29 protein-coding genes are annotated in these 25401 nt (G+C 73.8%); 16 read left to right on the forward strand and 13 right to left on the reverse strand.

Going from position 1 to position 25401, the window contains the following annotated elements:
* Positions 1–103 precede the first annotated feature (103 nt).
* From MUY22_RS30260 to MUY22_RS30275, 4 genes are all read left to right on the forward strand, one after another.
* Positions 104–1045 carry an ABC transporter permease gene (locus MUY22_RS30260; RefSeq protein WP_247050202.1) on the forward strand — a complete coding sequence of 314 codons (942 nt, stop codon included), beginning with the start codon at positions 104–106 and terminating at the stop codon, positions 1043–1045.
* On the forward strand, positions 1045–2040 hold the full coding sequence (locus MUY22_RS30265) for an ABC transporter permease (RefSeq protein WP_247050204.1): 996 nt from the start codon (positions 1045–1047) through the stop codon (positions 2038–2040). Before MUY22_RS30260 ends, MUY22_RS30265 begins: the two co-directional genes overlap by 1 nt.
* A 124-nt stretch (positions 2041–2164) precedes the next feature.
* The gene (locus tag MUY22_RS30270) at positions 2165–3796 is read left to right on the forward strand and encodes an ABC transporter substrate-binding protein (protein ID WP_247050206.1); all 1632 of its coding nucleotides are present in this window, start codon (positions 2165–2167) and stop codon (positions 3794–3796) included.
* Entirely contained in the window at positions 3793–5544 is a 1752-nt protein-coding gene (locus MUY22_RS30275; protein WP_247050208.1) for an ABC transporter ATP-binding protein, read from the forward strand. Before MUY22_RS30270 ends, MUY22_RS30275 begins: the two co-directional genes overlap by 4 nt.
* Here the strand turns inward: MUY22_RS30275 and MUY22_RS30280 are convergent.
* The 3 genes from MUY22_RS30280 to MUY22_RS30290 all read right to left on the reverse strand — a co-directional run bounded on the left by MUY22_RS30280 (position 5541) and on the right by MUY22_RS30290 (position 8588).
* Positions 5541–6254, reverse strand: coding sequence for a DJ-1/PfpI family protein (locus MUY22_RS30280; protein WP_247050209.1), 714 nt, complete (start codon positions 6252–6254; stop codon positions 5541–5543). The genes MUY22_RS30275 and MUY22_RS30280 overlap by 4 nt on opposite strands.
* A gap of 70 nt (positions 6255–6324) precedes the next feature.
* Positions 6325–7596, reverse strand: a complete 1272-nt coding sequence (locus MUY22_RS30285) for an LLM class flavin-dependent oxidoreductase (RefSeq protein WP_247050211.1) — start codon at positions 7594–7596, stop codon at positions 6325–6327.
* Positions 7593–8588, reverse strand: coding sequence for an LLM class flavin-dependent oxidoreductase (locus MUY22_RS30290; protein WP_247050213.1), 996 nt, complete (start codon positions 8586–8588; stop codon positions 7593–7595). Before MUY22_RS30290 ends, MUY22_RS30285 begins: the two co-directional genes overlap by 4 nt.
* A 143-nt stretch (positions 8589–8731) precedes the next feature.
* Between MUY22_RS30290 and MUY22_RS30295 the strand changes: the two genes are divergently transcribed.
* Positions 8732–8911 carry a hypothetical protein gene (locus tag MUY22_RS30295; RefSeq protein ID WP_247050215.1) on the forward strand — a complete coding sequence of 60 codons (180 nt, stop codon included), beginning with the start codon at positions 8732–8734 and terminating at the stop codon, positions 8909–8911.
* 18 nt (positions 8912–8929) lie between these two features.
* Here MUY22_RS30295 and MUY22_RS30300 read toward each other — a convergent pair whose 3' ends face one another.
* Together MUY22_RS30300 and MUY22_RS30305 are read right to left on the reverse strand one after the other, a co-directional pair.
* Positions 8930–10366 (reverse strand): MFS transporter, encoded by a 1437-nt coding sequence (locus tag MUY22_RS30300; protein ID WP_247050217.1) that lies wholly within the window; start codon positions 10364–10366, stop codon positions 8930–8932.
* Positions 10363–10836, reverse strand: a complete 474-nt coding sequence (locus MUY22_RS30305) for a MarR family winged helix-turn-helix transcriptional regulator (RefSeq protein ID WP_247050220.1) — start codon at positions 10834–10836, stop codon at positions 10363–10365. The genes MUY22_RS30300 and MUY22_RS30305 overlap by 4 nt, the downstream gene beginning before the upstream one ends.
* Positions 10837–10978: 142 nt before the next feature.
* On the opposite strand from MUY22_RS30305, the gene MUY22_RS30310 reads away from it, so the two are divergent.
* Positions 10979–11974 carry an iron-containing redox enzyme family protein gene (locus MUY22_RS30310; protein ID WP_247050222.1) on the forward strand — a complete coding sequence of 332 codons (996 nt, stop codon included), beginning with the start codon at positions 10979–10981 and terminating at the stop codon, positions 11972–11974.
* A gap of 2 nt (positions 11975–11976) precedes the next feature.
* On the opposite strand, the gene MUY22_RS30315 is transcribed toward MUY22_RS30310, so the two are convergent.
* On the reverse strand, positions 11977–12177 hold the full coding sequence (locus MUY22_RS30315) for a CDGSH iron-sulfur domain-containing protein (RefSeq protein ID WP_247050224.1): 201 nt from the start codon (positions 12175–12177) through the stop codon (positions 11977–11979).
* Between the two features lie 47 nt (positions 12178–12224).
* Here MUY22_RS30315 and MUY22_RS30320 point away from each other — a divergent pair, with 47 nt between their 5' ends.
* Together MUY22_RS30320 and MUY22_RS30325 are read left to right on the forward strand one after the other, a co-directional pair.
* Positions 12225–13376: a glutamate--cysteine ligase gene (locus tag MUY22_RS30320; RefSeq protein WP_247050226.1), complete on the forward strand. Its 1152-nt coding sequence runs from the start codon at positions 12225–12227 to the stop codon at positions 13374–13376.
* 348 nt (positions 13377–13724) lie between these two features.
* The gene (locus tag MUY22_RS30325) at positions 13725–14228 is read left to right on the forward strand and encodes an STAS domain-containing protein (RefSeq protein WP_247050229.1); all 504 of its coding nucleotides are present in this window, start codon (positions 13725–13727) and stop codon (positions 14226–14228) included.
* A gap of 18 nt (positions 14229–14246) precedes the next feature.
* Here MUY22_RS30325 and MUY22_RS30330 read toward each other — a convergent pair whose 3' ends face one another.
* Positions 14247–14489: a hypothetical protein gene (locus MUY22_RS30330; protein ID WP_371827503.1), complete on the reverse strand. Its 243-nt coding sequence runs from the start codon at positions 14487–14489 to the stop codon at positions 14247–14249.
* A 140-nt stretch (positions 14490–14629) separates the two neighbouring features.
* A complete protein-coding gene (locus MUY22_RS30335; RefSeq protein ID WP_247050231.1) occupies positions 14630–14962 on the reverse strand; it encodes a hypothetical protein in 333 nt (110 codons plus the stop codon).
* Positions 14963–15338: 376 nt separating this feature from the next.
* On the opposite strand from MUY22_RS30335, the gene MUY22_RS30340 reads away from it, so the two are divergent.
* The 4 genes from MUY22_RS30340 (at position 15339) to MUY22_RS30355 (ending at position 18560) form a co-directional block, all read left to right on the forward strand.
* Positions 15339–15962 (forward strand): hypothetical protein, encoded by a 624-nt coding sequence (locus MUY22_RS30340; RefSeq protein WP_247050233.1) that lies wholly within the window; start codon positions 15339–15341, stop codon positions 15960–15962.
* Between the two features lie 72 nt (positions 15963–16034).
* Complete coding sequence (locus MUY22_RS30345; RefSeq protein WP_247050235.1) at positions 16035–16760, forward strand: GAF and ANTAR domain-containing protein; 726 nt, start codon at positions 16035–16037, stop codon at positions 16758–16760.
* A 42-nt stretch (positions 16761–16802) separates the two neighbouring features.
* On the forward strand, positions 16803–17549 hold the full coding sequence (locus MUY22_RS30350) for a GAF and ANTAR domain-containing protein (RefSeq protein ID WP_247050236.1): 747 nt from the start codon (positions 16803–16805) through the stop codon (positions 17547–17549).
* A 354-nt stretch (positions 17550–17903) separates the two neighbouring features.
* Positions 17904–18560 carry a phosphoribosyltransferase gene (locus MUY22_RS30355; RefSeq protein WP_247050238.1) on the forward strand — a complete coding sequence of 219 codons (657 nt, stop codon included), beginning with the start codon at positions 17904–17906 and terminating at the stop codon, positions 18558–18560.
* A gap of 15 nt (positions 18561–18575) precedes the next feature.
* Here the strand turns inward: MUY22_RS30355 and MUY22_RS30360 are convergent, their stop codons facing one another.
* A complete protein-coding gene (locus MUY22_RS30360) occupies positions 18576–19220 on the reverse strand; it encodes a hypothetical protein (protein ID WP_247050240.1) in 645 nt (214 codons plus the stop codon).
* An 18-nt stretch (positions 19221–19238) separates the two neighbouring features.
* Here MUY22_RS30360 and MUY22_RS30365 point away from each other — a divergent pair, with 18 nt between their 5' ends.
* Positions 19239–19406, forward strand: coding sequence for a hypothetical protein (locus MUY22_RS30365; protein WP_247050242.1), 168 nt, complete (start codon positions 19239–19241; stop codon positions 19404–19406).
* 8 nt (positions 19407–19414) lie between these two features.
* On the opposite strand, the gene MUY22_RS30370 is transcribed toward MUY22_RS30365, so the two are convergent.
* Together MUY22_RS30370 and MUY22_RS30375 are read right to left on the reverse strand one after the other, a co-directional pair.
* On the reverse strand, positions 19415–19915 hold the full coding sequence (locus MUY22_RS30370) for a GNAT family N-acetyltransferase (RefSeq protein WP_247050244.1): 501 nt from the start codon (positions 19913–19915) through the stop codon (positions 19415–19417).
* A gap of 157 nt (positions 19916–20072) precedes the next feature.
* A complete protein-coding gene (locus tag MUY22_RS30375; protein WP_247050246.1) occupies positions 20073–20747 on the reverse strand; it encodes a BON domain-containing protein in 675 nt (224 codons plus the stop codon).
* 91 nt (positions 20748–20838) lie between these two features.
* Between MUY22_RS30375 and MUY22_RS30380 the strand changes: the two genes are divergently transcribed.
* On the forward strand, positions 20839–21519 hold the full coding sequence (locus tag MUY22_RS30380) for a response regulator transcription factor (RefSeq protein ID WP_247050248.1): 681 nt from the start codon (positions 20839–20841) through the stop codon (positions 21517–21519).
* Here MUY22_RS30380 and MUY22_RS30385 read toward each other — a convergent pair.
* The gene (locus tag MUY22_RS30385) at positions 21479–22378 is read right to left on the reverse strand and encodes a hypothetical protein (protein WP_247050250.1); all 900 of its coding nucleotides are present in this window, start codon (positions 22376–22378) and stop codon (positions 21479–21481) included. The two genes, MUY22_RS30380 and MUY22_RS30385, sit on opposite strands and share 41 nt — an antisense overlap.
* A 167-nt stretch (positions 22379–22545) precedes the next feature.
* Between MUY22_RS30385 and MUY22_RS30390 the strand changes: the two genes are divergently transcribed.
* Together MUY22_RS30390 and MUY22_RS30395 are read left to right on the forward strand one after the other, a co-directional pair.
* A complete protein-coding gene (locus MUY22_RS30390; protein WP_247050252.1) occupies positions 22546–24144 on the forward strand; it encodes a GAF domain-containing sensor histidine kinase in 1599 nt (532 codons plus the stop codon).
* 148 nt (positions 24145–24292) lie between these two features.
* The gene (locus MUY22_RS30395) at positions 24293–24709 is read left to right on the forward strand and encodes an STAS domain-containing protein (RefSeq protein ID WP_247050254.1); all 417 of its coding nucleotides are present in this window, start codon (positions 24293–24295) and stop codon (positions 24707–24709) included.
* A gap of 6 nt (positions 24710–24715) precedes the next feature.
* Here MUY22_RS30395 and MUY22_RS30400 read toward each other — a convergent pair whose 3' ends face one another.
* Entirely contained in the window at positions 24716–25327 is a 612-nt protein-coding gene (locus MUY22_RS30400; protein ID WP_247050255.1) for a flavodoxin family protein, read from the reverse strand.
* Positions 25328–25401: the final 74 nt, after the last annotated feature.

The following is a 25401-nucleotide window of genomic DNA, read 5'->3' on the forward strand; positions in this document are numbered from 1 at the left end:
AGTGCGGGTTACTTCCCGTCCAGATCGTGAGACAGTGGGGCGATCACCGCGAACTTCCTTAAGGTCCCTGATCGTCACTCGATCGGCTGAACTTGAAGGTGCTGTGGCCAACCCTCCGCCGACACCCGCCAGCGGTGTCTCGCCCGTCGCGGCGCGTTCCCTGCCGTCCGCGGTGTGGCGTGCCGTCCGTTCCGGGTGGTGGACCTCCACCTGTGCGGTCCTGATCGTCCTCATCGTGCTGCTCGCCGCCGCGGCCGATCTGTTCGTGCTGGCCGAAGGGCAGAGCCTGGACCCGGACATCGCCACCCTCGGACCGACCGGGCTGCCCGCCGGGACGCTCGGCGGCGTCAGCGGCGCGCACTGGTTCGGGGTCGAGCCGCTGACCGGCGTCGACCTCTTCGCGCTCGCCGCGCACGGGGCCCGGACGTCGCTGCTCGTCGGGCTCGGCGCCACCGTGCTGGCCACCGCGCTCGGCGTCGTGATCGGCGTCAGCGCCGGGTACCTCGGCGGCTGGTGGGACCGGCTCGTCACCTGGACCGCCGACGTCATCCTCGGCTTCCCGTACCTGATCTTCATGATCGCGCTCGGCGCGGTGCTGCCGGTCGACTTCCCACGGCAGTTCACGCTGGTCGTCGTGCTGGGGCTCTTCGGCTGGCCGCGCGTCGCGCGCATCGTCCGGTCCCAGGCTCTCACCCTCGGCAAACGCGACTTCGTCGCCGCGGCGCGGGTGATGGGCGGCGGGCCGTGGCACGTGTTCACCAAGGAACTGCTGCCCAACCTGTGGGCGCCGATCATCGTCGTGGCCAGCCTGTCCATCCCGTCGATGATCGGCAGCGAAGCCGCGCTGTCGTTCCTCGGCGTCGGCGTGCTGCCGCCGACCCCGAGCTGGGGCCGCACGATCAGCACGGCCATCGACTTCTTCGAGACGGACCCGATGTACCTCGTCTTCCCCGGCCTGCTGCTGTTCCTGATCACGCTGGCGTTCAACGTCGTCGGCGACGCCATCCGCGACGCGCTCGACCCGCGGTCCGGGGGCGCGGCCTGATGCGCACCGCCCGCTTCGTCGCGACCCGGTTCGCCGGGATGCTGCTGGTCCTGTTCGTCGTCGCCTTCGTGACGTTCGTGGTCTTCTACGTCCTGCCCGCCGACCCGGCCCGGATGGCCTGCGGCCGCCCGTGCTCGCCGGAGAGCCTCGCGATGGCGCGGGAGTTCATGGGCTACAACAGCCCGTGGTACCAGCAGTTCTTCGACTTCCTCGGCGGCATCTTCGGCGGCCGCACGTTCGGCACCGGCGTCTCCGCGATCCACTGCACCGCGCCGTGTTTCGGCTACGACTTCCAGAACAGCGTCGACGTCCTCAGCGAGATCGGCGGCCGGATCGGGGTCAGCTTCTCGGTGGCGCTGGGCGCGGCCGTGATCTGGATCGTCCTCGGCGTCGGGCTCGGCGTGCTTTCGGCGCTGCGCCGCGGGTCCGCCGTCGACCGGATCACGATGGCCGCCGCGATGGCCGGGGTGTCCATGCCCGCCTACCTGGCCGGGATGATCGGCATCACGATCTTCGCGTTCGCCCTCGACGTCGTGCCGAAGAACGGGTACGTGCCGCTGACCGAGGATCCCGCGCAGTGGGCGTGGCACCTCGTGCTGCCGTGGCTGGTGCTCGCGTTCCTGCACGCCGCGATCTACGCCCGGCTGACCCGCGGGCAGATGCTGGAGACCCTCGGCGAGGACTACATCCGCACCGCGCGGGCGAAGGGCCTCACCGAGCGCAAGGTGGTGGGCCGGCACGCGCTGCGCAACGTCCTGCTGCCGGTGGTCACCGTGTTCGGCGTCGACCTCGGCTCGCTGCTGGCCGGCACCGTGATCACCGAGCGGATCTTCGGCATGGCCGGGGTCGGCCGGCTGCTGGTCGACGCGATCTCCTCGCTCAACCTCCCGGTGCTCCTCGGCGTGACGCTGTTCTCCGCGCTGCTGGTGACTTTCCTGAACTTCCTGGTCGATCTCTGCTACGGCGCGCTCGATCCGCGAGCCCGCCTCGTCTGAAGGGGAATTGATGAAACGGGGACATGGGCAGCTTTTCGGGGGCTCCGGGTGGCGGAGCCCCCGGCTCGGGGCGAAGCCCCGGTTGTCACAGCTGAGGCTCGTCGCGGGGGCTACGGCGGCCGTCATGCTGCTGACGGCGTGCGGGGCCAACGACACGCCCGCCACCCAAGGCGGTTCCGTCAAGCCGGGCGGGGACCTGGTCCTGCTCAACGACGCGCCGTCGATCACCTGGGACCCGGCGAAGAGCTCCAACCTCGTCGTGACCACGCTCGGGCTGGTCCACCGGCGGCTGACGTCGTGGGACGTCGCGCCGGGCAAGGACACCACGGTCGTGCCGGACCTGGCCACCGACACCGGGCGCCCCAGCGACGGCGGCAAGACGTGGACGTTCACCCTCAAGGACGGCCTGAAGTACAGCGACGGCACGCCGATCAAGTCCGAGGACGTCAAGTGGGGCCTGGAGCGCTCGTTCGCGCCCGCGTTCTCCGGCGGCCTGTCCTACCACAAGGACCTGCTCTCGCCGGGCCTGGCGTACAAGGGCCCGTTCGACGGCGGCAAGGAGCTGGACTCCATCCAGACGCCCGACGCGAAGACGATCGTCTTCCACCTCGCCCGCGCGTACGGCGACTGGAACTGGGTCGCCAGCACCCCGGCGTTCTCGCCGGTGCCGAAGGGCAAGGGCGCCGAGGCGAACTACGGTGACCACTCGATCGCGTCCGGCCCGTACCAGATCCAGAGCTACGAGCGCGGCAAGTCCGCGAAGCTGGTCCGCAACCCGAACTGGGACCGCGCGACCGACCCGACGCGCAAGGCGAACGCCGACACCGTCGACTTCGAGCTCGGGCAGGACACCAGCGTCATCTCCAAGCGCCTGATCGACGACACGGGCAAGGACCGCAACGCCTTCGGCATGTCCTTCGCCTCGCCGGCCCAGCTGGCGCAGATCCAGGGCAGCCCGTCGGCCAAGGCCCGGCTCGTCACGTCGGAATCCGGGGCGCTGTCGTACCTTTCGCTCAACACCCAGCGCGGCAAGCTGGTGGACCCGAAGGTGCGCCAGGCGTTCCAGTACGCCGTCGACAAGGCCGCCTACCAGGTGGCCAGTGCGGGCAACGCCCAGCTCGCCGGCGATGTCGCGACGACGCTGATCACGCCCGGCCTGCAGGGCCGCGAACAGTACGACCTCTACCCGGCGCCGCCGTCGGGTGACCCGGCGAAGGCCAAGCAGCTGCTCGCCGAGGCGGGCCTGCCCAACGGGCTCGACGGCCTGGTTCTCGCCACGCACAACGAGAACGGCTACCCGGAGAAGGCCGCGGCGATCCAGGCTTCGCTGGCGCGGGCCGGCATCAAGGTGACGATCAAGCCGCTCGACGAGGACACCTACACGTCCGAAGTGGACACCAAGGGCCTGTCGGACTACGACCTGACGCTCACCTCGTGGCAGCCGGACATCCCGTCGGCCAACGCGAACATCCAGCCGCTGTTCCAGTCGACCGAGATCGGCAACGGCGGGTACAACGAGTCGCGCTACAGCAACCCCGACGTCGACCGGCTGATCGCCGAGGCGCAGGCCACCATCGACCCGGCCGAGGCCGGCAAGAAGTGGGCGGCGCTGGACAAGAAGATCCTCGCCGACTCGCCGGTGGTCCCGCTGCTCTACAACCGCAACTCGTTCCTCCACGGGTCGAACGTCGGCGACGTCGAGATCGGCAAGTTCCCGGCCTACGTCGACTACCGCAAGTTCGGGATCGTCTCGTGACGGCGGCCTCGCCGGCCGAGCCGGTCGGTCCGGCCGGCTCGGCCGGCGAGGCCCTGCTGTCGCTGCACGACGTCGCCGTCTCCTTCGGTGACGTGGAAGCCGTCCGCGGGGTCGGCTACGCCGTCCACGCGGGCGAGGTCGTCGCGGTGGTCGGGGAGTCCGGCTCGGGCAAGACGGTCACCGCGATGTCCCTGCTCGGCCTGCTCCCGCCCACGGCGAAGGTGTCCGGCCGCGCGGAGCTGGCCGGGCGCGATCTCTACGCCATGGCCCCGGCCGAGCTGCGGGAGGTCCGCGGCGGCGACGTCGGCATGGTGTTCCAGGAGCCGATGAGCGCGCTCAACCCGGTGTTCACCATCGGCGACCAGCTCGTCGAAGCGATCCGGACGCACCAGCCGCTGACACCCGCGACGGCCCGCGAACGGGCGATCGAGCTGTTCGGCCTGGTCGGGCTGCCCGCGCCCCGCGAGCGGTTCCGCTCCTACCCGCACGAGCTGTCCGGCGGGCAGCTGCAGCGCGTCGTCATCGCCATGGCGGTGGCCAACGACCCGAAGCTGCTGATCGCCGACGAGCCGACCACGGCCCTGGACGTCACCGTCCAGGCCGAGATCCTCGAGCTGCTGCGGGACCTGCGCTCCCGGCTCGGCACGGCGATCCTGCTCATCACGCACGACATGGGTGTGGTCGCCGACCTGGCCGACCGGGTCGTGGTGATGCACGACGGCGTCGTCGTCGAGCAGGGTGACGTCCGGACGGTCTTCACCGCGCCCGCCGAGGCCTACACGCGCCAGTTGCTCGGCTCGGTCGTCTCGCTCAGCACCGCGGCCACGACCGGGCTCCAGCGGGCGCTGGCGGCCGACATCGAGGTCTCGCCGGGACACGTCGCGGCGGCCGGACACCCGGCGGTGGCGTCGGTCCCGGACGTCCCGGCCGAGACACCGTTGCTGCGCGTGGAAGATCTCGCCGTCACCTACCGCGGCCGGTTCCGGGCGATGGCCGTCCACGCCGCCGAAGGTGTGAGCCTGCACGTCGAGCCGGGGGAGGTCCTCGGCCTGGTCGGGGAGTCCGGTTCGGGGAAGAGCACGGTCGCCCGCGCCGTCACCGGCCTGCTCGCGCCGACGGCGGGCTCGGTCCGCATCGGCGACGTCGACATCACCCGGGCGCGCGGCCGGGCGGCGAAGGCGTTGCGGCGGCGCATCGGCGTCGTGTTCCAGGACCCGCTGTCCTCGCTCAACCCGCGCACGACGGTGGGGGAGAGCGTCGCGACGCCGTTGCGGCTGCACAAGGCCGTGCGATCGTCCCAAGTGGACGGACGGGTCGTCGAGCTGCTGTCGGCGGTCCAGCTGTCGCCGTCGCTGCGCACGCGCTACCCGCACGAGCTGTCGGGCGGGCAGCGCCAGCGCGCCTGCATCGCGCGGGCGCTGGCGCTGCGCCCGGACCTGCTGGTCGCCGACGAGCCGACGTCTGCCCTCGACGTCACCATCCAGGCCCGGATCCTGGACCTGCTGCGCGAGCTGCGGCACGAGTTCGGGTTCGCGTGCCTGTTCATCAGCCACGACCTCGCGGTGATCGAGCAGCTGGCCGACCGCGTCGCGGTGATGCACCGCGGCCACGTCGTCGAGCAGGGCCCGACCAAGGAGGTCCTGACGGCACCGGCACACGCCTACACGCGCCGGCTGCTGTCGGCGGCCCCGGTGGCCGACCCGGACGCGCAACGGCTGCGCCGGGAAGCCTGGCGCCTGCTGCGTTAGGAGCGGCGCCAGACCGCGCCGCGCTGCTCGTACTCCAGCACCGACTCGACCCCGACGGCCACCGCGGCGCCCAGGTACCGCGTGACCAGCCAGAGCGCGAGATCCAGCCCGGACGTGACGCCGCCCGCGGTGACCAGGTCCCCGTCGTCGACGACGCGGGCGTCGACCACCTGGCCGCCCTGAGCGGCGAGATCCGCCTTCGCGAGGTGGTGGGTGGTGCACGGGCGCCCGCGGGTCAGGCCGGCCGCGGCGAGCGCCATGACGCCGGTGCAGACGCCGGCCACCAGGACACCCGACCGCTGCGCGCGAACCAGGCCGCGCAGCACGCCGGGCTGCTTGATCAGGGCGTTCACGCCGGGCCCGTCCTTCGCGGCATAACCGCCGCCGGGGACGACGAGGACGTCGCCCGCGGCCGGTTCCCAGGTGCCGGGCACGGCGAGCTTCGTCCCGAACGTGCCCGCGACCTCGCCGGGACCGCCGGGCTTGACCAGGGTGAGCCGGACCTCGCCGCCCGCGTGGCCGGCGTGACCGAACACGGCGACGGGACCGATGACGTCCTGCTCCTCGACGCCGTCGTACACCAGGACCCGGACCTCCAGCGGTCCGGAGCGGGCCGGACCGGCGGCCGCCGTCCCGGCCGTGGCGAGGCCGCCGAGGGCCGCGGCCCCGGTCGAGGCCGCGGACCCCCGGAGGAAGTCCCTGCGTTCCATGTGTTTCTCCCCGTGGTCGAAGTTCTCATCCCACAGGTCGTGCGCGGCGGGGCCGCGGTTCCCGCCGGCGTCAAACCAGGTCCAGGTGCTCCCGCAGCGTCGTCCCCTCGTACTCCGTGCGGTACACGCCGCGGTTCTGCAGTTCCGGGACCAGCCGGTCGACGATGTCGTCCAGGGCGGCCGGGACCAGGTGGGGGCTGATGTTGAAGCCGTCGACCGCGCGGGTGCGGACGTAGCGCGCCCATTCGTCGGCGACCTGGCCCGGCGTGCCGACGAAGCCGTGCTGACGCGGCTGGACCTCCAGGACGAGCTGGTGGATGGACAGCTTCTTCGCCTCGGCGAGCTCGCGCCACTGCCGGATCCGGTCGAGCTTGCCGGTGCGGTCGGCGATCGAGATCGTGCCGCGGGACGGGTCCAGCTCGCCGTCGATCGGCTCGACGTCGGGCAGCGGCCCGTGCGGGTCGTAGGCCGAGAGGTCCTGGCCCCAGTACTGCTCCAGGAACGCGACCGCGCGCTGCGGCGAGATCTGCCGGCGCCGGATGTCCTCCGCGCGCTCCGCCGCGTCCGCCGGGGTGTCGCCCAGGACGACCGTTGCCCCGGGCAGGATCCGGACGGCGTCGGCGGGCCGGCCGTGGCGGGCGAGCCGGGCGCGCAGGTCCTCGGCGTAGGCGAGCGCCTTGTCGTAGGCCGTGTTGGCCGAGAAGACGACGTCCGCGTACTTCGCCGCGAGCTCCCGGCCGCCGGCGGAGTCCCCGGCCTGGAACAGCACCGGCCGGCCCTGCGGGCTCGGCGGCACGGTCGGCGTCGCCCGCAGGCCGACGAGGTCCGTGTGCCGGGCGACCGGGCCGGTCGCCGACCACAGCGCGAGGGCCGCTTCGACGAACTGTTCCGCCCGCTCGTAGCGTCGTTCGTGGTCGAGCCAGCCGCCGCGGCGGAAGTTGGCGCCGGTCCAGGCGTTGTCCGTGGTGACGATGTTCCAGCCCGCCCGGCCGCCGGACAGGAAGTCCAATGTGGACAGCCGGCGGGCGAGGTCGGCCGGGAAGTTGTACGTCGTGTTCTGCGTCGCCACCAGGCCGATCCGGCTGGTCGCCGCGGCGAGCGCGCTCAGCTGGGTGATCGCGTCCGGGCGGCCGGCGACGTCCAGCGCGTGCACCCGGCCGCGGTTCTCCCGCACCCGCAGGCCTTCGCCGAGGAAGAAGGCGTCGAACAGGCCCCGCTCCAGGGTCCGCGCGACCGCCACGTACGTCTCGATCGCGGTGTGGTCCGCGTTCGCCGGGTCGTCCCACAGGAACTGCGGGCCGACGCCGGTGTAGAACACCCCGAGGTGCAGCCGGGCGCTCATGCCGCACCCGCCGCGAACACGCTCGCCGGGCGCGGCAGGCCGAGCGACGCGCGCAGCGTCGCCCCGGACTGCGGGGGGACGAGCAGATTTTCCTTGCGCAAAGCCGGAAGCACCTCCTCGATCAGCGCGGTCAGGCCGGTCGTGTGAACGCCCGCGTGCAGCCGGACGCCGTCGACGCTCGTGGCCAGCCAGCCCAGCAGCTCGGTCAGGCCGGCCGCGGATCCGGTGTAGCGCAGCCGATCGTGCGGCCGGCGGCCGGCGGGCACGTCGGTGTCGAGCAGGACCTCCACCTCGGCGAAGACGAGCGGCGCGCCGGATTCGCGGGCCCGCTGGGCGCGGCGCCGGACGTCCTCGAGTCCCGTGCCGCCGATCAGCACGACGTCGGGGCGCACCGCCTCCGCGAGGTCGTCGGGCGCGAGCACGACCGGCCGCCCCTGCGGTGGCCGCGGCGTGATCAGCGGGCCCTTGACCGAGAACGTGGCGCCGGTGAAGTCGACGTGGTGCACCCGGTCCGGGTCGAGGTAGCGGCCGGTCGCGACGTCCTTGACGACGGCGTCGTCGTCCCAGGAATCCCACAGCCGCCGCACGGCTTCGACGACGTCGGCGGCTTCGCGGTGCAGTGCGGCCGGGCCGAGCTTGCTCCCGCCGATCGTGGCGAGGGCTTCGGCGGAGCCGTCCGCGGCGACGATCCAGGCGGCGCGGCCGCGGGAAGCGTGGTCGAGGCTCGCGAGCTGGGCGGCCAGGTGGAACGGCTCGGCCGTCGTGACGTTCGCCGTCGCCGCGAGCCCGGCTCGGTCGGTCAGGGTCGAGACGTAGGCGGCGCGGCCGGTGGCGTCGAGCCGGAAACCGCCGCCGGGCGGGAGCGGCGAGTCGTCGAAGGTGACCAGCGTGAAGCCGCTGGATTCGGCGGCGGTGACGGCGTCGGCCAGTGCGCGCGGAGACACCCGCGCGCCGTCGCCGTCGAGTTCCACCGCGAGGTGCAGGCTGGTCATGAACCCCCCTTTTCGTTCCCTTCCACAGGTATCGGCTCCGGAACCCGGCCGCACGCGCGTTCAGGATGTGGACGGCCTGTCCGGCGCCCGCCGCCGCGCCGACAATGACCCGCATCCGGCTTGCCGGCGGGAAAGGGGTCGCCATGCGCATCCTCCGGGCCTTCGCGAGGGCCTTCACCGCGTTCGGCTGGGTGCTGACACCCCCGGCCGGGCCGTACGACCTCGGCACCGTCGTCCCGCTCCCACGCCCGGACGCCGACGTGCCGAGGGTGCCGCTGAGCGCGCGCGAACGCGAAACGTTCTGGAGGATCGTGGCAAGCTGAGGCACACGGCAGCCTGGTTCAGGGGGCGACGACCTCGGCGGGCTCGGCGGGCAGCTCGGCCTCGTCGGGGCGGGCCCGGCGGGGGAACAGCGGGGAGATCAGCAGAAACAGCCCGATGACCAGCGCCTGGACCACGAGGGCGTCGCGGAAGCTCTCGGTCACCCGGCCGGCCACGGCGCCGGCGAAGAACACCGTGCTGAACACCGCTACGCCGACCGAGCCGCCGATCGACTGGACCGCCGAGAGCACGCCGGAGGCGGAGCCGACCTCGTCGTCGGCGACCGCGCCGAGGACCGTGGTGAAGACCGCCGCGATCACGATGCCCGCGCCGATTCCGGTGACGACGCTGCCCGGCACGATCCGCCAGATCGTGAAGGCGCCGTCGCCGGCCAGGGCGAACCACAGCCAGGCGACCCCGGCCAGCTGGACGACCGCCCCGGCCTGCAGGACGCGCCGACCGAGCTTGGCCGCCAGCAGCCCGCCGCTGATGCCGCCGCCGACGGCGGTGCCCAGCGCGATCGGGAGGTTGCCCAGCCCGGCCTGCCCGGCGGTGAAGCCCTCGCCGAGCTGCAGGAAGAACGTCAGCACCAGCTGGGTGCCGATCAGCCCGCCGAAGAACAGCGCGATCGCGACCAGCCCGACGGTGAAAGCGGACTTCCCGAACAGCGTCGGGGTGACCAGGGGAGTGCGGTCCCGGCGCACGATCCGGCGTTGCCACCGGGCGAACGCGACGTAGCCGAGCGCCGCGGCGGCCAGGGAAAGCCACGTCCACAGTGGCCACCCCGACGACTGGCCCTCGTTGAGCGGCAGGACCAGCAGCGCGGAGGCCCCGGCGACGAGCGCGGCCCCGGCGACGTCCACCCGCAGGCCCCGGGTCCGGCCGCCGCGGGGCACCAGCCGCCGGGCCAGCACGAACGCCGCGAGCCCGATCGGCACGTTGACCAGGAACACCAGCCGCCAGCCGAGGCCGAACAGGTCCCAGTCGACGAGCGCGCCGCCCAGCACCGGGCCCAGCACACCGCCGAGCCCGAGCACCGGGCCGAAGACGGCGAGGGCCTTGGTCAGGTCGCGGGGCGTGAGGTTGTCCCGCAGGATCCCCAGCCCCTGCGGCAGCATCATCGCCCCGGCCACGCCCTGGACCAGCCGGAAGGTGATCAGCAGCCCGGTGCTCGGCGCGAGCGCGCACAGCAGCGACGCGAGCGCGAAGGCCGCGAGACCGGCGAGGAACATCGGCCGCCTGCCGTACCGGTCGCCGAGCCGCCCGCCGAGCACGAGCCCGGCGCCGAGCGTCAGGGCGTACCCGCCGATCACCCACTGCAGCCCGACCGGGCTCGCCCCGAGGGAGCGTTCCAGCGCCGGGCCCGCCACGTTGACGATCGTCGAGTCGAGCAGGTCCATCAGCTCGACGACGAGGACCGTGGCCAGCAGCCACCACATCGTCTTCTTCCCGGTCATGCGGTGCTCCCCAGGGAATCGGCGGTCCCGGTGTAGATCCGGACGACACCGGCCAGGAAGTTCTCGACGACGTCCCGTTCGCCGGGGCTCAGCGCCCCGACGAGGTCCTCGACGCCGCTGAGCAGCGGGTGCAGGTGCCCGAAGATCCGCGTCGTCGACTCCGGCACGGGCTCGATGAGCACCTTGCGGCGGTCGGTGGCGTGCGGGCGGCGGGTGATGTGCCCGGCCTGCTCGAGCCGGTCCACGATGTGTGTGCTCGCCGCGGTCGAGACCCGCAGCCGGTCCGCGAGCTCCTTCGCGGTCAAGGGGCCTTCGCCGGCGAGGTGCTCCATCGCCGCGAGGTCCGTGGGGTTGACGCCCAGGGCGCCGCTGAGCCGTTTCTCGATGACGCGTGTCAGCGCGCCCACCTCTTGGAGGCGCTCCATCACCGCGTTGCCCACGCCCGGGGCGTCGACGTGCCAGGAAGTCATGACAAGAAGACTACTGAAGAAGTTACTAACTAGGTTAGCTAAATACTGTGGTCCTCGACACTCACGTCCGGTCGGCGCCCCGAGGCGTGGGGTGCGCGATCACGGGGTATCCGGAGATTTCCTGAACCTATCTGGAGGTCCGATGCGCCTGCCCGCCACCCGGGGGCCCGTCAGCGAGGAGGTCGTCCGCCTCCTGCGCGGCGCGACCCCGGCCGAGGACCTCGACCACGGGCCCGCCCAGCCGGCCGTGCACGACGAGGACCTGCAGCTGTCCCTGTGGATCTGTTACGAGCTCGGCTACCGCGGCTTCGACGACCTCGAACCGGACCAGGACGGCGGGCTCGCGCTCCACGCCCTCCGGAAAGACCTCGAAAGTCGGTGGCTCACCGGGCTGACCGAGCTCGTCGAGCCGGTCGCCACCGACCCGGCCGGCGTCCCGCGCGCGCTGGCCCGGCTGGTCGCCGCCGACGACGGTCCGCCGCTGGCGAAGTTCTTGCAGCGCAAGGCCTCCGCCGCGCAGTTCGGCGAGTTCGTCGCGCACCGGTCGGTGTACCACCTCAAGGAGGCCGACCCGCACAGCTGGGCCATCCCGCGCCTCAGCGGGCGGGCGAAGGCCGCGCTGGTCGAGATCCAGGCCGACGAGTACGGCGGCGGGCGCGTGGAACGCATGCATTCGGAGCTGTTCCGCACGACCATGCGGTCACTGGGACTGGACGACACCTACGGCCACTTCGTCGACGACGTGCCGGCCGTCACGCTGGCGGTGAGCAACCTGATGTCCCTGTTCGGGATGAACCGGCGCTGGCTCGGCGCCGCGCTCGGGCACCTCGCGGCGTTCGAGATGACGTCGTCGCTGCCGAACCGCCGCTACGGCAACGGGTTGCGCCGCCTCGGCGGTGACCCGGTGGCGACCCGCTTCTTCGACGAGCACGTCGAGGCCGACGCGGTGCACGAGCAGATCGCGGCCCACGACCTGTGCGGCAGCTACGTCGCGGAGCACCCGGAGGCCGCCGGGGACGTCCTGTTCGGGGCCGCGTGCGCGCTGGCGGTGGAGGCCGAGTTCGGGGCGCGGCTGCTGGAGCGCTGGGCGGCCGGGTCACCGAGCCTGCGCACCCGCGCGCTCTCCGGTGCGGCGTGAGGTCACTTTCCGCGGCTGGGCACCTTGTGCGTCCCGTCGCAGAACGGTTTCACGGCCGAGCGGCCGCACCGGCACAGGGCGACGACGGTGCCGCCGGGGCGCAGGACTTCGCCGTCCTGAGACCGGATTTCGACGTCGCCGCGGACCAGCAGCGGCCCGTCTTCGTAGGGCGTGATGGTCGCCGGGGCGGGTTGGTGTTCCATCGGCGGCGGGTACCCCGGCGCGCCGGCGCCCAACCGGCGGGCGCCCGATGACCGCCCGCGGCCCGGGCACCACGATCGGCGTCGAGGAGGAGTTCCTGGTCGTCGACACGGGGTCACGGCGTCCCGTGCCGACGGCGGCCGCGGTGCTCGCCCGGCTGGACGGCGACGCCGGCGGGATCAAGCCGGAGCTGTACGAGTCCCAGGTCGAGGCGGTCACCCCGGTGCTGACGAGCCTGGCCGACGCGGCCCGGTCACTGGTCACGAGCCGCGCCTCGCTCGCGCGCGCGGCGGCGGCGGAAGGGGTGGCCGCGGTCGGCGTCGGCACGCCGGTCCTGGCCGGGCCGCCGCCCGTGCTGTCCACCGGCGACGACCGGTACCGGCTCGTCGCCCGGACCTACCAGGGAGCGTTCGCGGACTACGAGGCCTGCGGCTGTCACGTCCACGTCGGCGTGCCCGGCGGCGACCTGGCCGTCGCGGTGGTCGACCACCTCCGCCCGTGGCTGCCGACGCTGCTGGCGCTGTCCGCGAACTCGCCGTTCCACCACGGCCGCGACACCGGGTACGCGAGCTGGCGGACGATCGACCAGGCCCGGTTCCCCGGCGGCGGGGTGCCGCCGCGGTTCGGTGATTTCGCCGGTTACGAGCGGTGCCTGGACCAGCTCGTCGATTGCGGTGTCCTGGTCGACGAGCGCATGACGTTCTGGGCGGCCCGGCCCTCACCGCGGTACGCGACGGTCGAGGTCCGGGTCGCCGACGTCGCGGCGTCGCCGGACGGGGCGCTGCTGCAGGCCGCCCTCGTCCGCGGCCTGGTCCGCGCCGCGCTCGACGACCTCTCCCTCGGCCGCGAAGCCCCGGAGGTCGACGGCCAGCTCGCCGCCGGCGCCCTGTGGTCGGCCGCCCGCTACGGCATCCACGGGCACGGGATCGACACGATCGGCGGCCGCCGGGTGCCCGCCCGCACGCTGCTGGCGGCCCTGCTGCGCCGGGTCCGCCCGGCACTGGAGGACACCGGGGACGTCCTGGCGGTCGACGCGCTGCTGCCCCCGGTGCTGGCCGGCGGCGCCGCCCGGCAACGCGCGACCGCGGCCGCCGGCGGCCTCACCGCCGTCGTCGACGAGCTGGCGGGCCTGCTGACGGAACCGGTGACCGGCCCGGCGGCGGGGGAGCGGAGCGCGGAGCACGCCCCGGTTCCCCGGTGACGGCCGACGCTTCGCACTGTCCACAAGGGACAGTGCGCCGGTGGCCCGCGTGGGGTGACTGCGGAGCCGAGGTCCGGGGCAGCCCGGCGTGACCCTGGGCGCCGCCGGACCCGGTGCGGACGATGGACCGGGAGCGGCGGGCCGTCGAGAGGACGCCCCGAGCCGATCCGGATCGTGCGTGGCGGGCGTCGGTCACCACGGTCGACTGTCCTCAAAGGACTCCTCCGCGCCCGGTCGCGGGGTATGATTCAGCCGTACCAGCGCCGGAGCGCCCAGTCCCCGCCTCGCGACGAACCCACCGAAGGCGGCCGCGGTGAGCACCGGAGCGGCCGGTCAGGAGCTCCGATCGTGAAACCCAACGTCTTCGACTTCCCCCGCCCCCGCCGTCCGCTGCCGGAATCCGCACCGGCGTCGCCGCCGGTCCCCGGAAACCGTGGCGACCGTGACGGACACAGTGTCATCCACGCGGTCTTCACCGCCTCCGGTGGCGGTGAGCCGCCGGTGCCGCGTTACCACGACCTGGCGATCACCGTGGAGCGGTCCGGCTGGACGCTGGTCGTCGCCGTGGTCGGCGAAGTCGACCTCAGCACCGCGCCCATGCTCCGGCACGCCCTCGACGAGGCCCTCGCCCGGACACCGCGGCGGATCGTCGTGGACCTGTCCTTCGTCCGGTTCCTGAACACCGCCGGGCTGGAGGTGCTGCTCGACGCGCACCACCGGGCCGGACCGGCCACCGACCTGCGGCTGGTCTCGACGACCCGCGCGACGTGGCGGCCCTTGGAGCTCACCAGGATGCACGAACGCCTGGTCGTCCACGCGTCCCGGGCCGCGGCGATCGCGGCGCCGCGATGACCGGACGAAGGCGTCCGCTCACCGCCTCCTCGGCTGTGCGGTGTGCGGCCGCCGGCCGAGGAGGTGCGTCGGTTCCGTCGCCTGCGCCGGGACGTCCACCGCGGGGAGGCCGTCGGCGGGGCTGAGGCCGAGGACGGCGAGCAGCAGCCCGCAGTCGGCGGCGTCGTGCGCCTTCGACGCGACCACGCGGGCGGCCCGGCGCCGTTGCCCGTCGTCGAGGTTGAACGGATCCGCGGTCATCGCGTCCGGTGTTCCTGTCATTGCGGGCCCCTTCGGTCGGCCACGTGGGTGCCGGCCGCCGGGGGCCGGGGCGGTTCCGGGCCGCCGGCTGTGCACCGGCACCCGGACCCGCCAATGTAGTCCTCCGCGCGGGCGGGCTGGGCCGGCGAACGGGTGGGAGCTCAGGTCCGGTCCCGGTCGGCGGGACCGGGCGGGCGCGCGTCGAGGATGTCGGTGGCCCGGACCAGGCTGACCGGCGTGTCGGTGGCGGAGCCCTGCGGGCGGACCGGCACCCAGGTGGTGCTGGTGTGCTCGTCGCGCAGGCTGCGCCCGGCGACGGTCCCGAGCCGCTCGTGCCACACCGGTGTCGCGCACGAGGCGGACCGCGCGCGGCCCACGCGGCCGCGGAACCGGTAGCGGACGTGCCAGCCGAGCGGGTAGCCACCGCCGTGACGTGTGGGCCAGGCCCGGTGCGCGCTCCCCGCCGGGTGCGGATCGGTCTGCTCGTCGTCCACCGGTGCCCGCTTTCACTCCCGGTGCGCGAGCGGCGCACCGCCATCGGTCGCCGGGGTCCGGGGCGCGGTTCTTCCCAGCGTAGGGGCGCCGGCGCCGGTGGGGTTCGGCCAGCCGAGTGGTTCACCGCCCGGGGGCCGTCGTCGTCCTGGCCGGCCGTCGCGGGGCAGGGCGGCGGGCTTTTGTTGTTCAGCCGGGCTTTCGGCCGGGTCCGGGAAACCGCAGTCCGGTCGCGGCCCGGGTCGCTCGGCCCGGTTTCCCGCTGCTCCCGGGGCTATAGTGAGGTCGACGCCCCGGACCCCGGCATCGTGGTTTCCGCGGCGCGGGCCCGCCGGCCCGCGTCCGACCCGGACGGCGAGGCGCACCATGGTGGCACGCGTGGCAGGGGTGGTCCTGCTCGCCCCGGTCTGCGTCCTGGCCGTGATCGGCGCGGCGCACACCTCGGCGGACGCCCTGATCGGCTGGAGCCTGGTGGGGCTCGGCGCCGGGATCCTCGTAGCGGTCGCCGCGCCTCGGCTGCGGCGCGGCCGCCAGGTCGGGACGCACGGGCCCGACCTGCCGCTGGGCGGGGCCGCCGCGGCCACGTTCGTCACGGTGTGCCTGGTGGTCGCCGGGATGCTGGCCGCGTTCGGCGGCGGCCTCACAACGGCCGCACTGCTCCTGTTCGCCGTCTCCGGGCTGTGGGCCGGGAACCACCACCGGCGACGGGCGCGCGCGACGCCGGTCGCGAACCCGCACGACGTCCTCGCGGCGGTCACGCTCCCCGCGTCGTCGACGCTGGTCGCCGACATGGGCACGGAGGAGCTGTGCGTGGCCTGGCGGCGCAGTTACTACCAGCTGGTCCTGGCCACCGACGAGCCGGCGCGCCGCCTGGTCGTGCAACGGCGGCAGGAGTTCCTCGACGAGATCGAACGCCGTGACGGCCGCGGCTTCCGCCGCTGGCTCGACAGCGGCGCCCGCGCCGGCGGCGATCCCGGCCCCTACCTGACCACCCGGAGCTGACCGTCCTCAGTGGACTCACGCACGGAAAGGACGCTATGCCGGACCCGGACGGGGCACCGCGGGTGGTGCGCGGTGGCTGAGGTCGAGGTGCTGCGCGCCGGAGTGCTGGCCGCGTTGCGCGAGCACGGCAGCGGTTCCGGGGTCGACGTCGTCGGCCGGGTGTGCCGGGCCTGCGTGCGGCTGCTGCCGGTGGACGGCGCCGCCGTGTCGGTGACCGTCGACGCCGGGCACCGGGAAGTCGTCTACGCCAGTGACGCCGTGAGCGCCGCGTTGGCGGAACTGCAGTTCTCCCTCGGCGAGGGGCCGTGTTTCGAGGCGTACGCCGTCGGCGGGCCGGTCCTGGTGCCGGATCTCGCGGCCGGGCTGCCGCCCGCGTGGCCGACGTTCGCCGCCGAGGCCGGCACGCACCCGGTGGCCGCGCTGTTCACCTTCCCGGTGCAGATCGGGGCCGTCCGGGTGGCGACCCTCGACACCTACCGCACGACCCCGGGTTCCCTGCTGCCCGGCGAACTGTCGACGGCCCTGCAGGTCGCCGACGTCGCCGCGCTCGCCCTGTCCGGGCTGCAGGCCGGTGGCGACCGCTGGCTCGACGGGGACGGCCGGTGGATGGCGGGGGCGGGGATGCGCCACCGGGAGGTGCACCAGGCCACCGGCATGCTCATCGCGTACTTCGACCTGCCCGCTTCCGCGGCGCTGGCCCGGCTGCGGTCCTACGCGTTCGGGCACGGCCGGCCCCTGCTCGACGTCACCGCCGACGTCGTGACCGGGCGGCTGGGATTGGACGGGGAGTTCCGGTGAGGAGCACCCTGGTGACCGCCGGCATACGAGGAGATGGTGGAGATGCCCGACCGTGAACGGCAGGTGATCCGGGCGTTCGTCGCGCTGGCCGACACGCTGGTCGACGACTACGACGTCGCGGATCTGCTGCACACGATGGTGGTGGAATGCGTGGATCTGCTCGACATCACGGCCGCGGGGCTGACGCTCGTGGACGAGCGCGGTGGCCTGCAGGTGCTCGCGTCGTCCACCGAGCAGGCGCGCCTGCTCGAACTGTTCCAGCTCAACATCGACGAAGGACCGTGCGTCGACTGCTTCACCGGCAGCGCACCGGTGCTGGTGGCCGACATCGCCGCGCAGGCGGCGCGCTGGCCGCGGTTCGCGGCAGAAGCGGCCCGGGAGGGCTTCGCGTCGGTGCACGCGCTGCCCCTGCGGCTGCGCAAGCACACGATCGGGGCGCTGAACCTCTTCGGGCCCCAGCCGGGCGAGCTGTCGGCGGACGACGTGGCGCTGGCGCAGGGGATGGCCGACACCGCGACCATCGGCATCCTGCACGAACGCGCCCTGCGCCAGGGCGAGATCCTGTCCGAGCAGCTGCAGACCGCGTTGAACAGCCGGGTGATCATCGAACAGGCGAAAGGGGTGCTCGCCATCAGCGGGCAGCTGGGCATGGACGCGGCGTTCGCGGCCCTGCGCGGTTACGCCCGCCGCAACAACCGCCGGCTCAGCGACGTCGCCCGGGCTTTGGCCGACCACGACCTCGACCCGCGGCTCGTGCTGGCCCCGGCGAAGGCTGATCATCGTCGCTGATCGGCTCCTCGTCACCGGGCGGCGGCGACAGCGGTTCGAGGAACAGGCCGCCGTACCGCTCGTCCTGGGGTTTGACGAGCGCGCCCGGCCGGACGGGCTCGTCGGGGCTGTGACTGTCCATTGTGGAACCTTCCGGGCCGGTTCGCCGGCCGGGGCTGGTGAGCCGAGGACGGCACGGGCTCGACCACCCGCGCACGAGGTGCTCTCGGACGCCACCCACGCTACACGGCACCGGCGGTCCTCGCCCCGCGTCGGTCCGCCGGGTGCCGAACGCGGCGCGCCCCGGTGACCAACGGCCCTCGTGCGCCGGGGCCCGCCGGGTGATGCTGGGACCAGCCTTCGACGGGAGTGGCCATGCGGTTCCGTGATCGCCGGGAAGCCGGCGAGCGACTGGCTCTCCTGCTGCGCCCGCTGCGCGGGCACCCGGCCGTGGTCCTCGGCCTGTCCGCGGGCGGGCTGGTGGTCGGCGGCGAGATCGCCGACGTCCTCGGCGCGCCCCTGGACATCCTGCTGACGCGCCGGATCGAGTACGACGGCCCCCCGGCGACCACCCTCGGCGCGGTCGGCGAAGGCGGCCTGCTCGTCTCGGACCACGACGCCATCAAACGGTTCGACGTCACCGCCGACGAGCTGACCCGCCTGGCCGGCGGCGCGCGGTCCGAGCTGGCCCGGCAGGTCGCCGTCTACCGCCACACCGTGGCCCCGGCCCCGATCGCCGGCCGCACGGTCGTCCTCGCCGACGACGGCGCCGCCACCGGCACGACCGCCCACACGGCGATCCGCGTCCTGCGCGCCCGCCAGGCCGGCCGCATCGTGCTGGCCGTCCCGGTCGCCCCGGCCCGCGTCCTCGACCGGCTCGCCCGCGAGGTGGACCAGGTGGTCTGCCTCCGGACGCCGGCGTGGGTGCACGCGGTGCGCAACAGCTACCGGAAGTTCGGCGCGGTGGCCGAGACGGAGGCGCTGGAGCTGCTGCACCGCGAACCGCGGCTGCCGACGGAAGTCCCACGCTGAGTCCACAAGGGACGATCAGCCCGGAAGGCGCACCGCGATCTCGTCGCCCAGTTCGGCGCCGTCGTCGAGTTCCAGGTGGTCGCCGCTCCAGAAGCGGCCCGGGTCGTACCAGTTGGGGCGGCGGCCCTTGGGCAGCAGGCCCATCGCCTCGTACGTGACCGCGACGATCTCCGCGCAGTACCCCGACTCGAGGTCGACCTCCCGCGGCTCCCGGCCCTCCCGCTTCCAGGACGGCACCCGGCCGCCCAGCCAGCGCGACGCGAGGCGCGCGGTCGAGGGGAACGGCGTGCCGTCGAGGCGGGCGACCGTGCGCAGGGCCGCGTCCTCCATCTCCGCGGTGACCGGGTGGACGAGCTGGCGCAGCCAGACCCGCTGGTGGTACTTCTCCGCCCACACCTGCACCGCCCGGCTCAGGTCGTGCAGCTGGGCACCCCGCTGGTGCGTGCCCGACCAGACGTCGGGCAGCGACCGGCCCAGCTCCGCGTGCCACATCAGCGGCGGCAGGTCCTCGATCACCACGGCCATGCCGACGTGGTTGACCGGGCTGTTGGTGACCACGCGGATGGTGCGGTCGGCCGCCGATGACCCGCGGAACAACCAGAGGTCGCCGGTGCGCGTCACGGCTACTGCTTCGTCGAGATCCAGCTCGGTGCCCGGCACGGGCAGTAGCCTAGGCCGATGCGCTGGTGGAAGACAGTGGGCCTGGCCGGGCTCGTCGGAGTGGCCGCGACCGGAGTGGTCGTCGCCCGGCAGGAGCGCCGGCGGCGCGCCTACACCCCGGACGAGATCCGTGAACGACTGCACGCACGCCTCGACGCTGACCCGGAGGCCCCCAAGACCGACTGACGAGGGCCTCAGCCGGCCGGCTCGGTCTCCGTGACCGGAGTACCGGGCCGGCACGGGATGCCCAGGGCCGCGAAGACGCCGAGCAGCTTCGCGTTCTCCGCGCCGACGTCGACGACGAGGGCGCGGACGCCTTCGTGCTCCGCCGCGACGACGAGCTGTTCGAGCAGCAGGGTCGCCACGCCGAGCGCCCGCGCGCCGCCGTCGACGACCAGGACGACCGCCGCCTCGGCGGAGTCGGCCAGGATGTCGTAGCGGGCGACGCCGGCCAGCCGGGAGTGCAGGAAGCAGCCCATCGCGGTGTGCCCGACCCCGGCGTTGCGGGACAGCTGCGCCGCGAGGCCGGTCAGCCCGGTCGCGCCGAGGCCGAAGAACCGGAGGTGCCGGTCGCGGTCGGCGAGCCGGGCCCGCAGCGCGAGGACGGCCGCGGTGTCGGCGGCTTCCAGCTTGCGCACCCAGGCGATCTCGCCGTCGGGGAGCAGGGCGCGCGCCGGTGGGGTCGCGGTGGTCATGGCGTCTCCTCCCGGGCCGGCCCGAGGTACTGCTCGGCTTCCCGGCCCGCTGAACGAACTGGCCCGCTGAACGAACGGCCCGGGTCCACAGTGCTCTGTCCTTTTCGCACAGAACACTGCGGAGTCCCGGGGGCCGGCCGGCCGCGATCGGTTCCCGCTAGCCCGAGAGCTTCACCTGGTTGTCGACCGACGTGACGCCGGGGGCGAACCAGGCGGTCTGCTCGGCCGACCGGCGTTCGGCGGGGGTGAGCACCTCGCCGGTCAGGGTGACCTGGCCGTCGTCGATGCCGACCTCGACGTGCTGCGCGAAGCCCGGCGCGTGGCGGGCCAGCGCCGCGGTGATCTTCAGCTTGATGTCGGCCGGCGAGATCGACGTCGACGCCTTCAGGGTGATCAGGTTCCGCACCCCGCTGATCCCGGGGAGCGAGGAGACCGCGCGGCGGGCGGCTTCGCGCTGGTACTGCCAGTCGACCGAGCCGCGCAGGGTGATGACCTGGTCGCGCACCTCGACCTGCACCGATTCCTTCGGCACGACGACGGTGCGGCGGTCGAACACGATCATGGCCTCCCGGGCGAGGTCCGCGTCCTCCGGGATGTCCGTGCCGTGGCGCACCTGGATCTTGTCCGCGGTCGTGGTCACGCCGTGGACGCGGGTGGCCGCGCGCAGGGCCTCTTCCTTCTCCGGGTACGTGCCGACGTGTCCCGAGAGGGTCGCGACGCCGTCGGTGACGGCCACGCCGATCTCTTCGGCGTTGACGCTGGGAGTCCAGGCGAGCTCATCGGTCACCGCGGTCTTGAGCTGGTGATCAGGCCTGTGCTGGATCTGTGTCATAGCTCCAGCGTTTCCCCCGCGCGGCGCGCGGCCTAGAGTCGCGGGACCCTTTCTTCCGGGGTCGTTCGGCGCGCGGGCGTAGCCTGGGGCGGTGGATGACCGCACTCGGCACGACCGGCCCGTCATCACCGTCTTCCTGGTCGACGACCACGAGCTCGTGCGGCGCGGCGTCGCCGAGCTCGTCGACGACGAACCGGACCTCACCGTCGTGGGGCAGGCCTCTTCCGTCGCCGAAGCGCTGGCCAGGATCCCCGCGCTGCGCCCGGACGTGGCGGTGCTCGACGTCCGGCTGCCCGACGGCAACGGCGTCGAGCTCTGCCGGGACCTGCGCACGGCGCTGCCCGGCCTGCGGTGCCTGATGCTGACTTCCTTCACCGACGCGGATTCCATGGTCGACGCGGTCCTCGCCGGGGCCGAGGGGTACGTGATCAAGGACGTGAAGGGGCTGCAGCTGGTCGACGCCATCCGCCGGGTCGGGTCGGGCGAGACGCTGCTGGACGGCCGGGCGGTCGCCGCGCTCGTCGCCGAACTGCGGGCCACGACCGGGAAACCGGGCCCGCTGGCCGGGTTGAGCGAGCAGGAACTCGTCCTGCTGGACCTGCTCGGGGAGAGCCTGACCAACCGGCAGATCGCCGAGCGGATGTTCCTGGCGGAGAAGACCGTCAAGAACTACGTGTCCCGGCTGCTGGCGAAACTGGGGCTGGAGCGGCGGTCCCAGGCCGCGGTGCTCGTCACCGGGCTTCACGGCGCGCAGCGCCGTCCGGGCGGCTAGCGGCGAACGGGTGCTCGTCGCTGATCACGACGTCTTCGAGCAGCGCCTGCGCGGACACCGGCACGGCGGTGCCGTGGCCGAGGCGCAGCATGATCTGGGGCCAGAGCCCGCCGCCGATCAGCTGCCGCAGTTCGCGCCGGGTAGCCGGCGCCGCCATCGGCTGCGAGGACAGCGACGCCGAGATCCCGGCGGCGGTGGCCGTCAGCAGCACCCGCTGCATGGCCTGGCCGGCCTGCAGCCGGGCGAGCGCGGTGTCGTGCAGCGAGCCGATGACCACGACCAGCCGCTCGGGTTCGACGTCGAGGTCCGTCCCGCTGCCGGGCCCGGGCGTCGCCGGCGGGAGCTCCGAGCGGCGCATGATCTCGCGCAGCTGCGGCACCTGGTCGGCGGTGACGGTGGCCAGCCACGCGCGTTCCATCTCGGCGCCGCGGCGCAGCTGCCGCTGCACCGATGACGGCACGACGGCGGCGGTGAACGGACGGCGGTTGCTGTGCCGGTCGGCGATGGCCGTCACGAGCTCCTCGTCGTGCGGGGAGATCGTCTCGTACCCGTGCGGCCGCACGATGGCGAGCAGCTCGGGCCGGCCGGCGGTGGGGAACAGCCGCACGTCGGCGTGGCTGCCCTGCGCCTTGATCGCCAGCCGGAGGTTCAGCAGGGCCGCGCCGCAGTCCAGGAGCCGCTCGCGCTGGTCGCTGTCGTTGCCGGTGAGCGGGTTCGCGTACAGCTCGATGGAGTCCGGGGTGCACTGGAACCGCCAGGGCCGGGAGTTCCGCAGCGGCGGGGGAGCCGTCGCCGAGAGCAGGACGGATCGCACCTGGCTGGCGCTGAGGTGCCCGACGGGCATGACACCGGTCTTCATGGACGGCTCCGAACTTGTGGGTACCCGGGATGACGCTTCCCGCACACCGTCCGCCACGGCCGGGGGCGGGCCAAGTGCCGAACGGCCTCCGGCGGCCGGGCGAAGGTCGTCGGTTGCGGTTCGGCCGGATCCCGTCGCGGTCCCGGTGGCTGTGCGAGGGTGGGGGCATGCCCGAACGAAGTGTGTCGGGCCGGGACCGGATGGCCGCGCTGCCGGCGGCCGTCCTCGCGTTCTCCGCCGGGCTGGAGCTCGAGACCACGCTGCGCCGGATCGTGGCGGCCGCGGCCGGGCTGGTCGACGCCCGGTACGGCGCTCTCGCCCTGCTCGACGAGGACGGCCGGACGACCGGGTTCGCCGTCACCGGCGTCGACGACGCCACCCGCGTCCGGATCGGCCCGCCGCCTGCCGGTCATGGCCTGCTCGGCGCGCTCGTGGCCGGCCGGGATCCGGTGCGCCGGGCCGACCTGGGCGCCGCCGGGTTCCCGCCGGGGCACCCGGCGATGCGCACCTTCCTCGGCGTCCCCCTCCTCGTCCGCGGCGAGGTGCTCGGCCGGCTGTACCTGAGCGGCGAGCGGCCGTTCACCGCCGACGACGAACGGGCGATCGTGGCGCTCGCGGCGGCGGCCGGGATCGCCGTCGACAACGCGCGGCTCCACGAGCAGACCCGCAGCCGGCAGCGGTGGCTGGAGGCCACCGGGGAGATCGCCGCCGAGCTGCTGGGCGGCACCGACGTCCACGAGGTGCTGCGCCTGATCGCGAGCCGGGCGGTCGAGCTCACCGGCGCCGACGACGCGCTCATCGCGCTGCCCGCCGACGTCGGCGGCGCCCTGGTCGTCACGGTGTGCGCCGGCCCGGACGCCGACGCCCTGACCGGCCGCCGGATCCCGCTCGACGGGTCGACGTCCGGTGCGGTGCTGGCCGACCACGTGCCGCGCAGCGTGCCGAGCCTGGCGTTCGACCTGGCCGACGGCCTGGGCGTCGACCTCGGGCCGGCGCTGGCGGTGCGGCTGCGGTCGGGGGAGTCCACCGCCGGGGTGCTCCTGGCGATCCGCGCGCCCGGGGCGGCGGCGTTCGACGAGCACGAGCTCCAGATCGTCTCCGCCTTCGCCGACCAGGCCGCCCTCGCCCTGCGCGACGCCGAGAGCCAGGCCGCACGCCGCGAGCTCGACGTCGTCGTCGACCGCGACCGGATCGCCCGCGACCTGCACGACCAGGTCATCCAGCGGCTGTTCGCGGTCGGCCTCGGCATCGAGGGCACCCGCCGCCGCACGGACTCGCCCGCGGTCGTCGTCCGGCTCACCCAGCACATCGACCAGCTCCAGGACGTCATCGAGGAGATCCGCGGCGCGATCTTCGACCTGCACGCCGAACCGGGCGCCGTGCGCGGCCTGCGGGCGCGGCTGCAGGACGCCATCACCGACACGACGGCCGACTCCGCGATCCGCACCACCGTGCGGTTGTCGGGCGCGTTCGACCGGGTGCCCGCGGCCTTGGCCGAGCACGCGGAGGCCGTCGTCCGCGAAGCCGTCAGCAACGTCCTGCGGCACGCGCGCGCCGCCGAGCTGACGATCACCGTGTCCCTGGACGGCGACCTGGTCGTCGAGGTCTCGGACACCGGGATCGGGATGCCGGAAGCCGTGGCGCGCAGCGGGTTGCGCAACCTCGGGCAGCGCGCGGCGGAAGCGGGCGGGTCCTTCCGGGTGGAACGCCCGGCCGAGGGCGGCACCCGGGTCGTGTGGGCGGTGCCGCTGCCCGGGCGTCCGTGATGCTTGAAGTTCACCCGATCCGGGTACATCCCGGGTGTCCGCGGTTCAGCCGAGTAGCCGTTGTCCCATTCGCCGGTGCCCCCGCACCGGCCTCGCGGCGACGGCTCGGTCCGCGGAGTCGCCGTCCGCCACGGAGGTGACAGCCATCATGCGCGATCCCCTGGACCGCTTCCACCGCAGCACTTCGACGCTCACCGTGACGACCACCCACGACTCGACGGTCGTGGCCGCGACCGGTGATCTCGACGGCGCCGTCGCCGAGCACCTGCTCGGCCGCCTCGCCGACGAGGTCGCCCTGCGGCCGCGGGCGCTGGTCATCGACCTGAGCCGGGTGGCCTTCTGCTCGGCCCGCGTCCTGCGCGTGCTGCTCACGACCTCGGCCGACGCCCACGCGGCCGGCATCCCGTGCGTGCTCGTCAGCGACCAGCGCGCGGTCCTGCGCCCGATCGCCGTGCTCGGGCTGGACCACCTCCTGCAGGTGCAGCCCAGCCTCGCCGCCGCCCGGGAGTGGCTGGCGGTGCTGGGCACCGTCGGGGTCACCGGGGTCACCGGGGTCACCGGGTAACGCCGGTCAGGCCGCCGGGTACTGCCGTTCGCGGAGCAGGTGCGCGAGGTGGACGGCGTTGCGCACCAGCGTCGCGTTGGCCGACGCGACGGCTTCGGGGGTCTCGTCGAGGTCGTTGTAGTCGCCACCCCGCATGGCCTCGCCGTTCCAGTAGGTGCCGCCCTGGGCGGGAACGCTGAAGCCGGTGTCGTTCAGGGCCTGGAACAGGTCGGCGATGATCTTGTGGGCGCCGTCCTCGTTGCCGACCACGGCCGCCACCGCGACCTTGCCGAACATCCCGGGCCGGCCCTGATCGTCCGTTTCGGACAGTTCGGCGTCGAGGCGCTCCAGGACGCGCTGGGCGACGCTGGACATGTGCCCCATCCAGGTCGGGGTGGCGACGAGCAGGATGTCGGCGTCGTGGACCTTGCGGCGCAGCGCCGGCCACGCGTCGCCGTCGCCCATGTCGGCCTCGACCCCGGGCTTGACGTCGTGGTCGACGACCCGCACCAGCTCGCCGGTCGCGCCGTGACCGCGGAACAGGTCGAGCAGCTGCCCGGCGATCAGGTCGCTGCTCGACGCGGCGGGCGACGGCTTGAGCGTGCAGCCGAGGGCGAGGACTCGCAGTGGTTCCGTCATGACGTCCTTCCGTCGTGGATCCCGCCCGGGTACCCGCTCGAGGCTGGGCCAATCGGCCCAGGACCACGCCGGGT

Source organism: Amycolatopsis sp. WQ 127309 (genome assembly GCF_023023025.1).
Taxonomy (GTDB): domain Bacteria; phylum Actinomycetota; class Actinomycetes; order Mycobacteriales; family Pseudonocardiaceae; genus Amycolatopsis.

Excerpts from the sequence above, each read along its gene's own strand:
- MUY22_RS30265 (WP_247050204.1), top strand. The coding sequence starts at position 1,045 with ATGCGCACCGCCCGCTTCGTCGCGACCCGGTTCGCCGGGATGCTGCTG.
- MUY22_RS30270 (WP_247050206.1), top strand. The coding sequence starts at position 2,165 with ATGCTGCTGACGGCGTGCGGGGCCAACGACACGCCCGCCACCCAAGGC.
- MUY22_RS30280 (WP_247050209.1), bottom strand. The coding sequence starts at position 6,254 with ATGGAACGCAGGGACTTCCTCCGGGGGTCCGCGGCCTCGACCGGGGCC.
- MUY22_RS30285 (WP_247050211.1), bottom strand. The coding sequence starts at position 7,596 with ATGAGCGCCCGGCTGCACCTCGGGGTGTTCTACACCGGCGTCGGCCCG.
- MUY22_RS30290 (WP_247050213.1), bottom strand. The coding sequence starts at position 8,588 with ATGACCAGCCTGCACCTCGCGGTGGAACTCGACGGCGACGGCGCGCGG.
- MUY22_RS30295 (WP_247050215.1), top strand. The coding sequence starts at position 8,732 with ATGCGCATCCTCCGGGCCTTCGCGAGGGCCTTCACCGCGTTCGGCTGG.
- MUY22_RS30300 (WP_247050217.1), bottom strand. The coding sequence starts at position 10,366 with ATGACCGGGAAGAAGACGATGTGGTGGCTGCTGGCCACGGTCCTCGTC.
- MUY22_RS30305 (WP_247050220.1), bottom strand. The coding sequence starts at position 10,836 with ATGACTTCCTGGCACGTCGACGCCCCGGGCGTGGGCAACGCGGTGATG.
- MUY22_RS30310 (WP_247050222.1), top strand. The coding sequence starts at position 10,979 with ATGCGCCTGCCCGCCACCCGGGGGCCCGTCAGCGAGGAGGTCGTCCGC.
- MUY22_RS30315 (WP_247050224.1), bottom strand. The coding sequence starts at position 12,177 with ATGGAACACCAACCCGCCCCGGCGACCATCACGCCCTACGAAGACGGG.
- MUY22_RS30320 (WP_247050226.1), top strand. The coding sequence starts at position 12,225 with ATGACCGCCCGCGGCCCGGGCACCACGATCGGCGTCGAGGAGGAGTTC.
- MUY22_RS30330 (WP_371827503.1), bottom strand. The coding sequence starts at position 14,489 with ATGACAGGAACACCGGACGCGATGACCGCGGATCCGTTCAACCTCGAC.
- MUY22_RS30350 (WP_247050236.1), top strand. The coding sequence starts at position 16,803 with ATGCCCGACCGTGAACGGCAGGTGATCCGGGCGTTCGTCGCGCTGGCC.
- MUY22_RS30355 (WP_247050238.1), top strand. The coding sequence starts at position 17,904 with ATGCGGTTCCGTGATCGCCGGGAAGCCGGCGAGCGACTGGCTCTCCTG.
- MUY22_RS30365 (WP_247050242.1), top strand. The coding sequence starts at position 19,239 with ATGCGCTGGTGGAAGACAGTGGGCCTGGCCGGGCTCGTCGGAGTGGCC.
- MUY22_RS30370 (WP_247050244.1), bottom strand. The coding sequence starts at position 19,915 with ATGACCACCGCGACCCCACCGGCGCGCGCCCTGCTCCCCGACGGCGAG.
- MUY22_RS30375 (WP_247050246.1), bottom strand. The coding sequence starts at position 20,747 with ATGACACAGATCCAGCACAGGCCTGATCACCAGCTCAAGACCGCGGTG.
- MUY22_RS30385 (WP_247050250.1), bottom strand. The coding sequence starts at position 22,378 with ATGAAGACCGGTGTCATGCCCGTCGGGCACCTCAGCGCCAGCCAGGTG.
- MUY22_RS30390 (WP_247050252.1), top strand. The coding sequence starts at position 22,546 with ATGCCCGAACGAAGTGTGTCGGGCCGGGACCGGATGGCCGCGCTGCCG.
- MUY22_RS30395 (WP_247050254.1), top strand. The coding sequence starts at position 24,293 with ATGCGCGATCCCCTGGACCGCTTCCACCGCAGCACTTCGACGCTCACC.
- MUY22_RS30400 (WP_247050255.1), bottom strand. The coding sequence starts at position 25,327 with ATGACGGAACCACTGCGAGTCCTCGCCCTCGGCTGCACGCTCAAGCCG.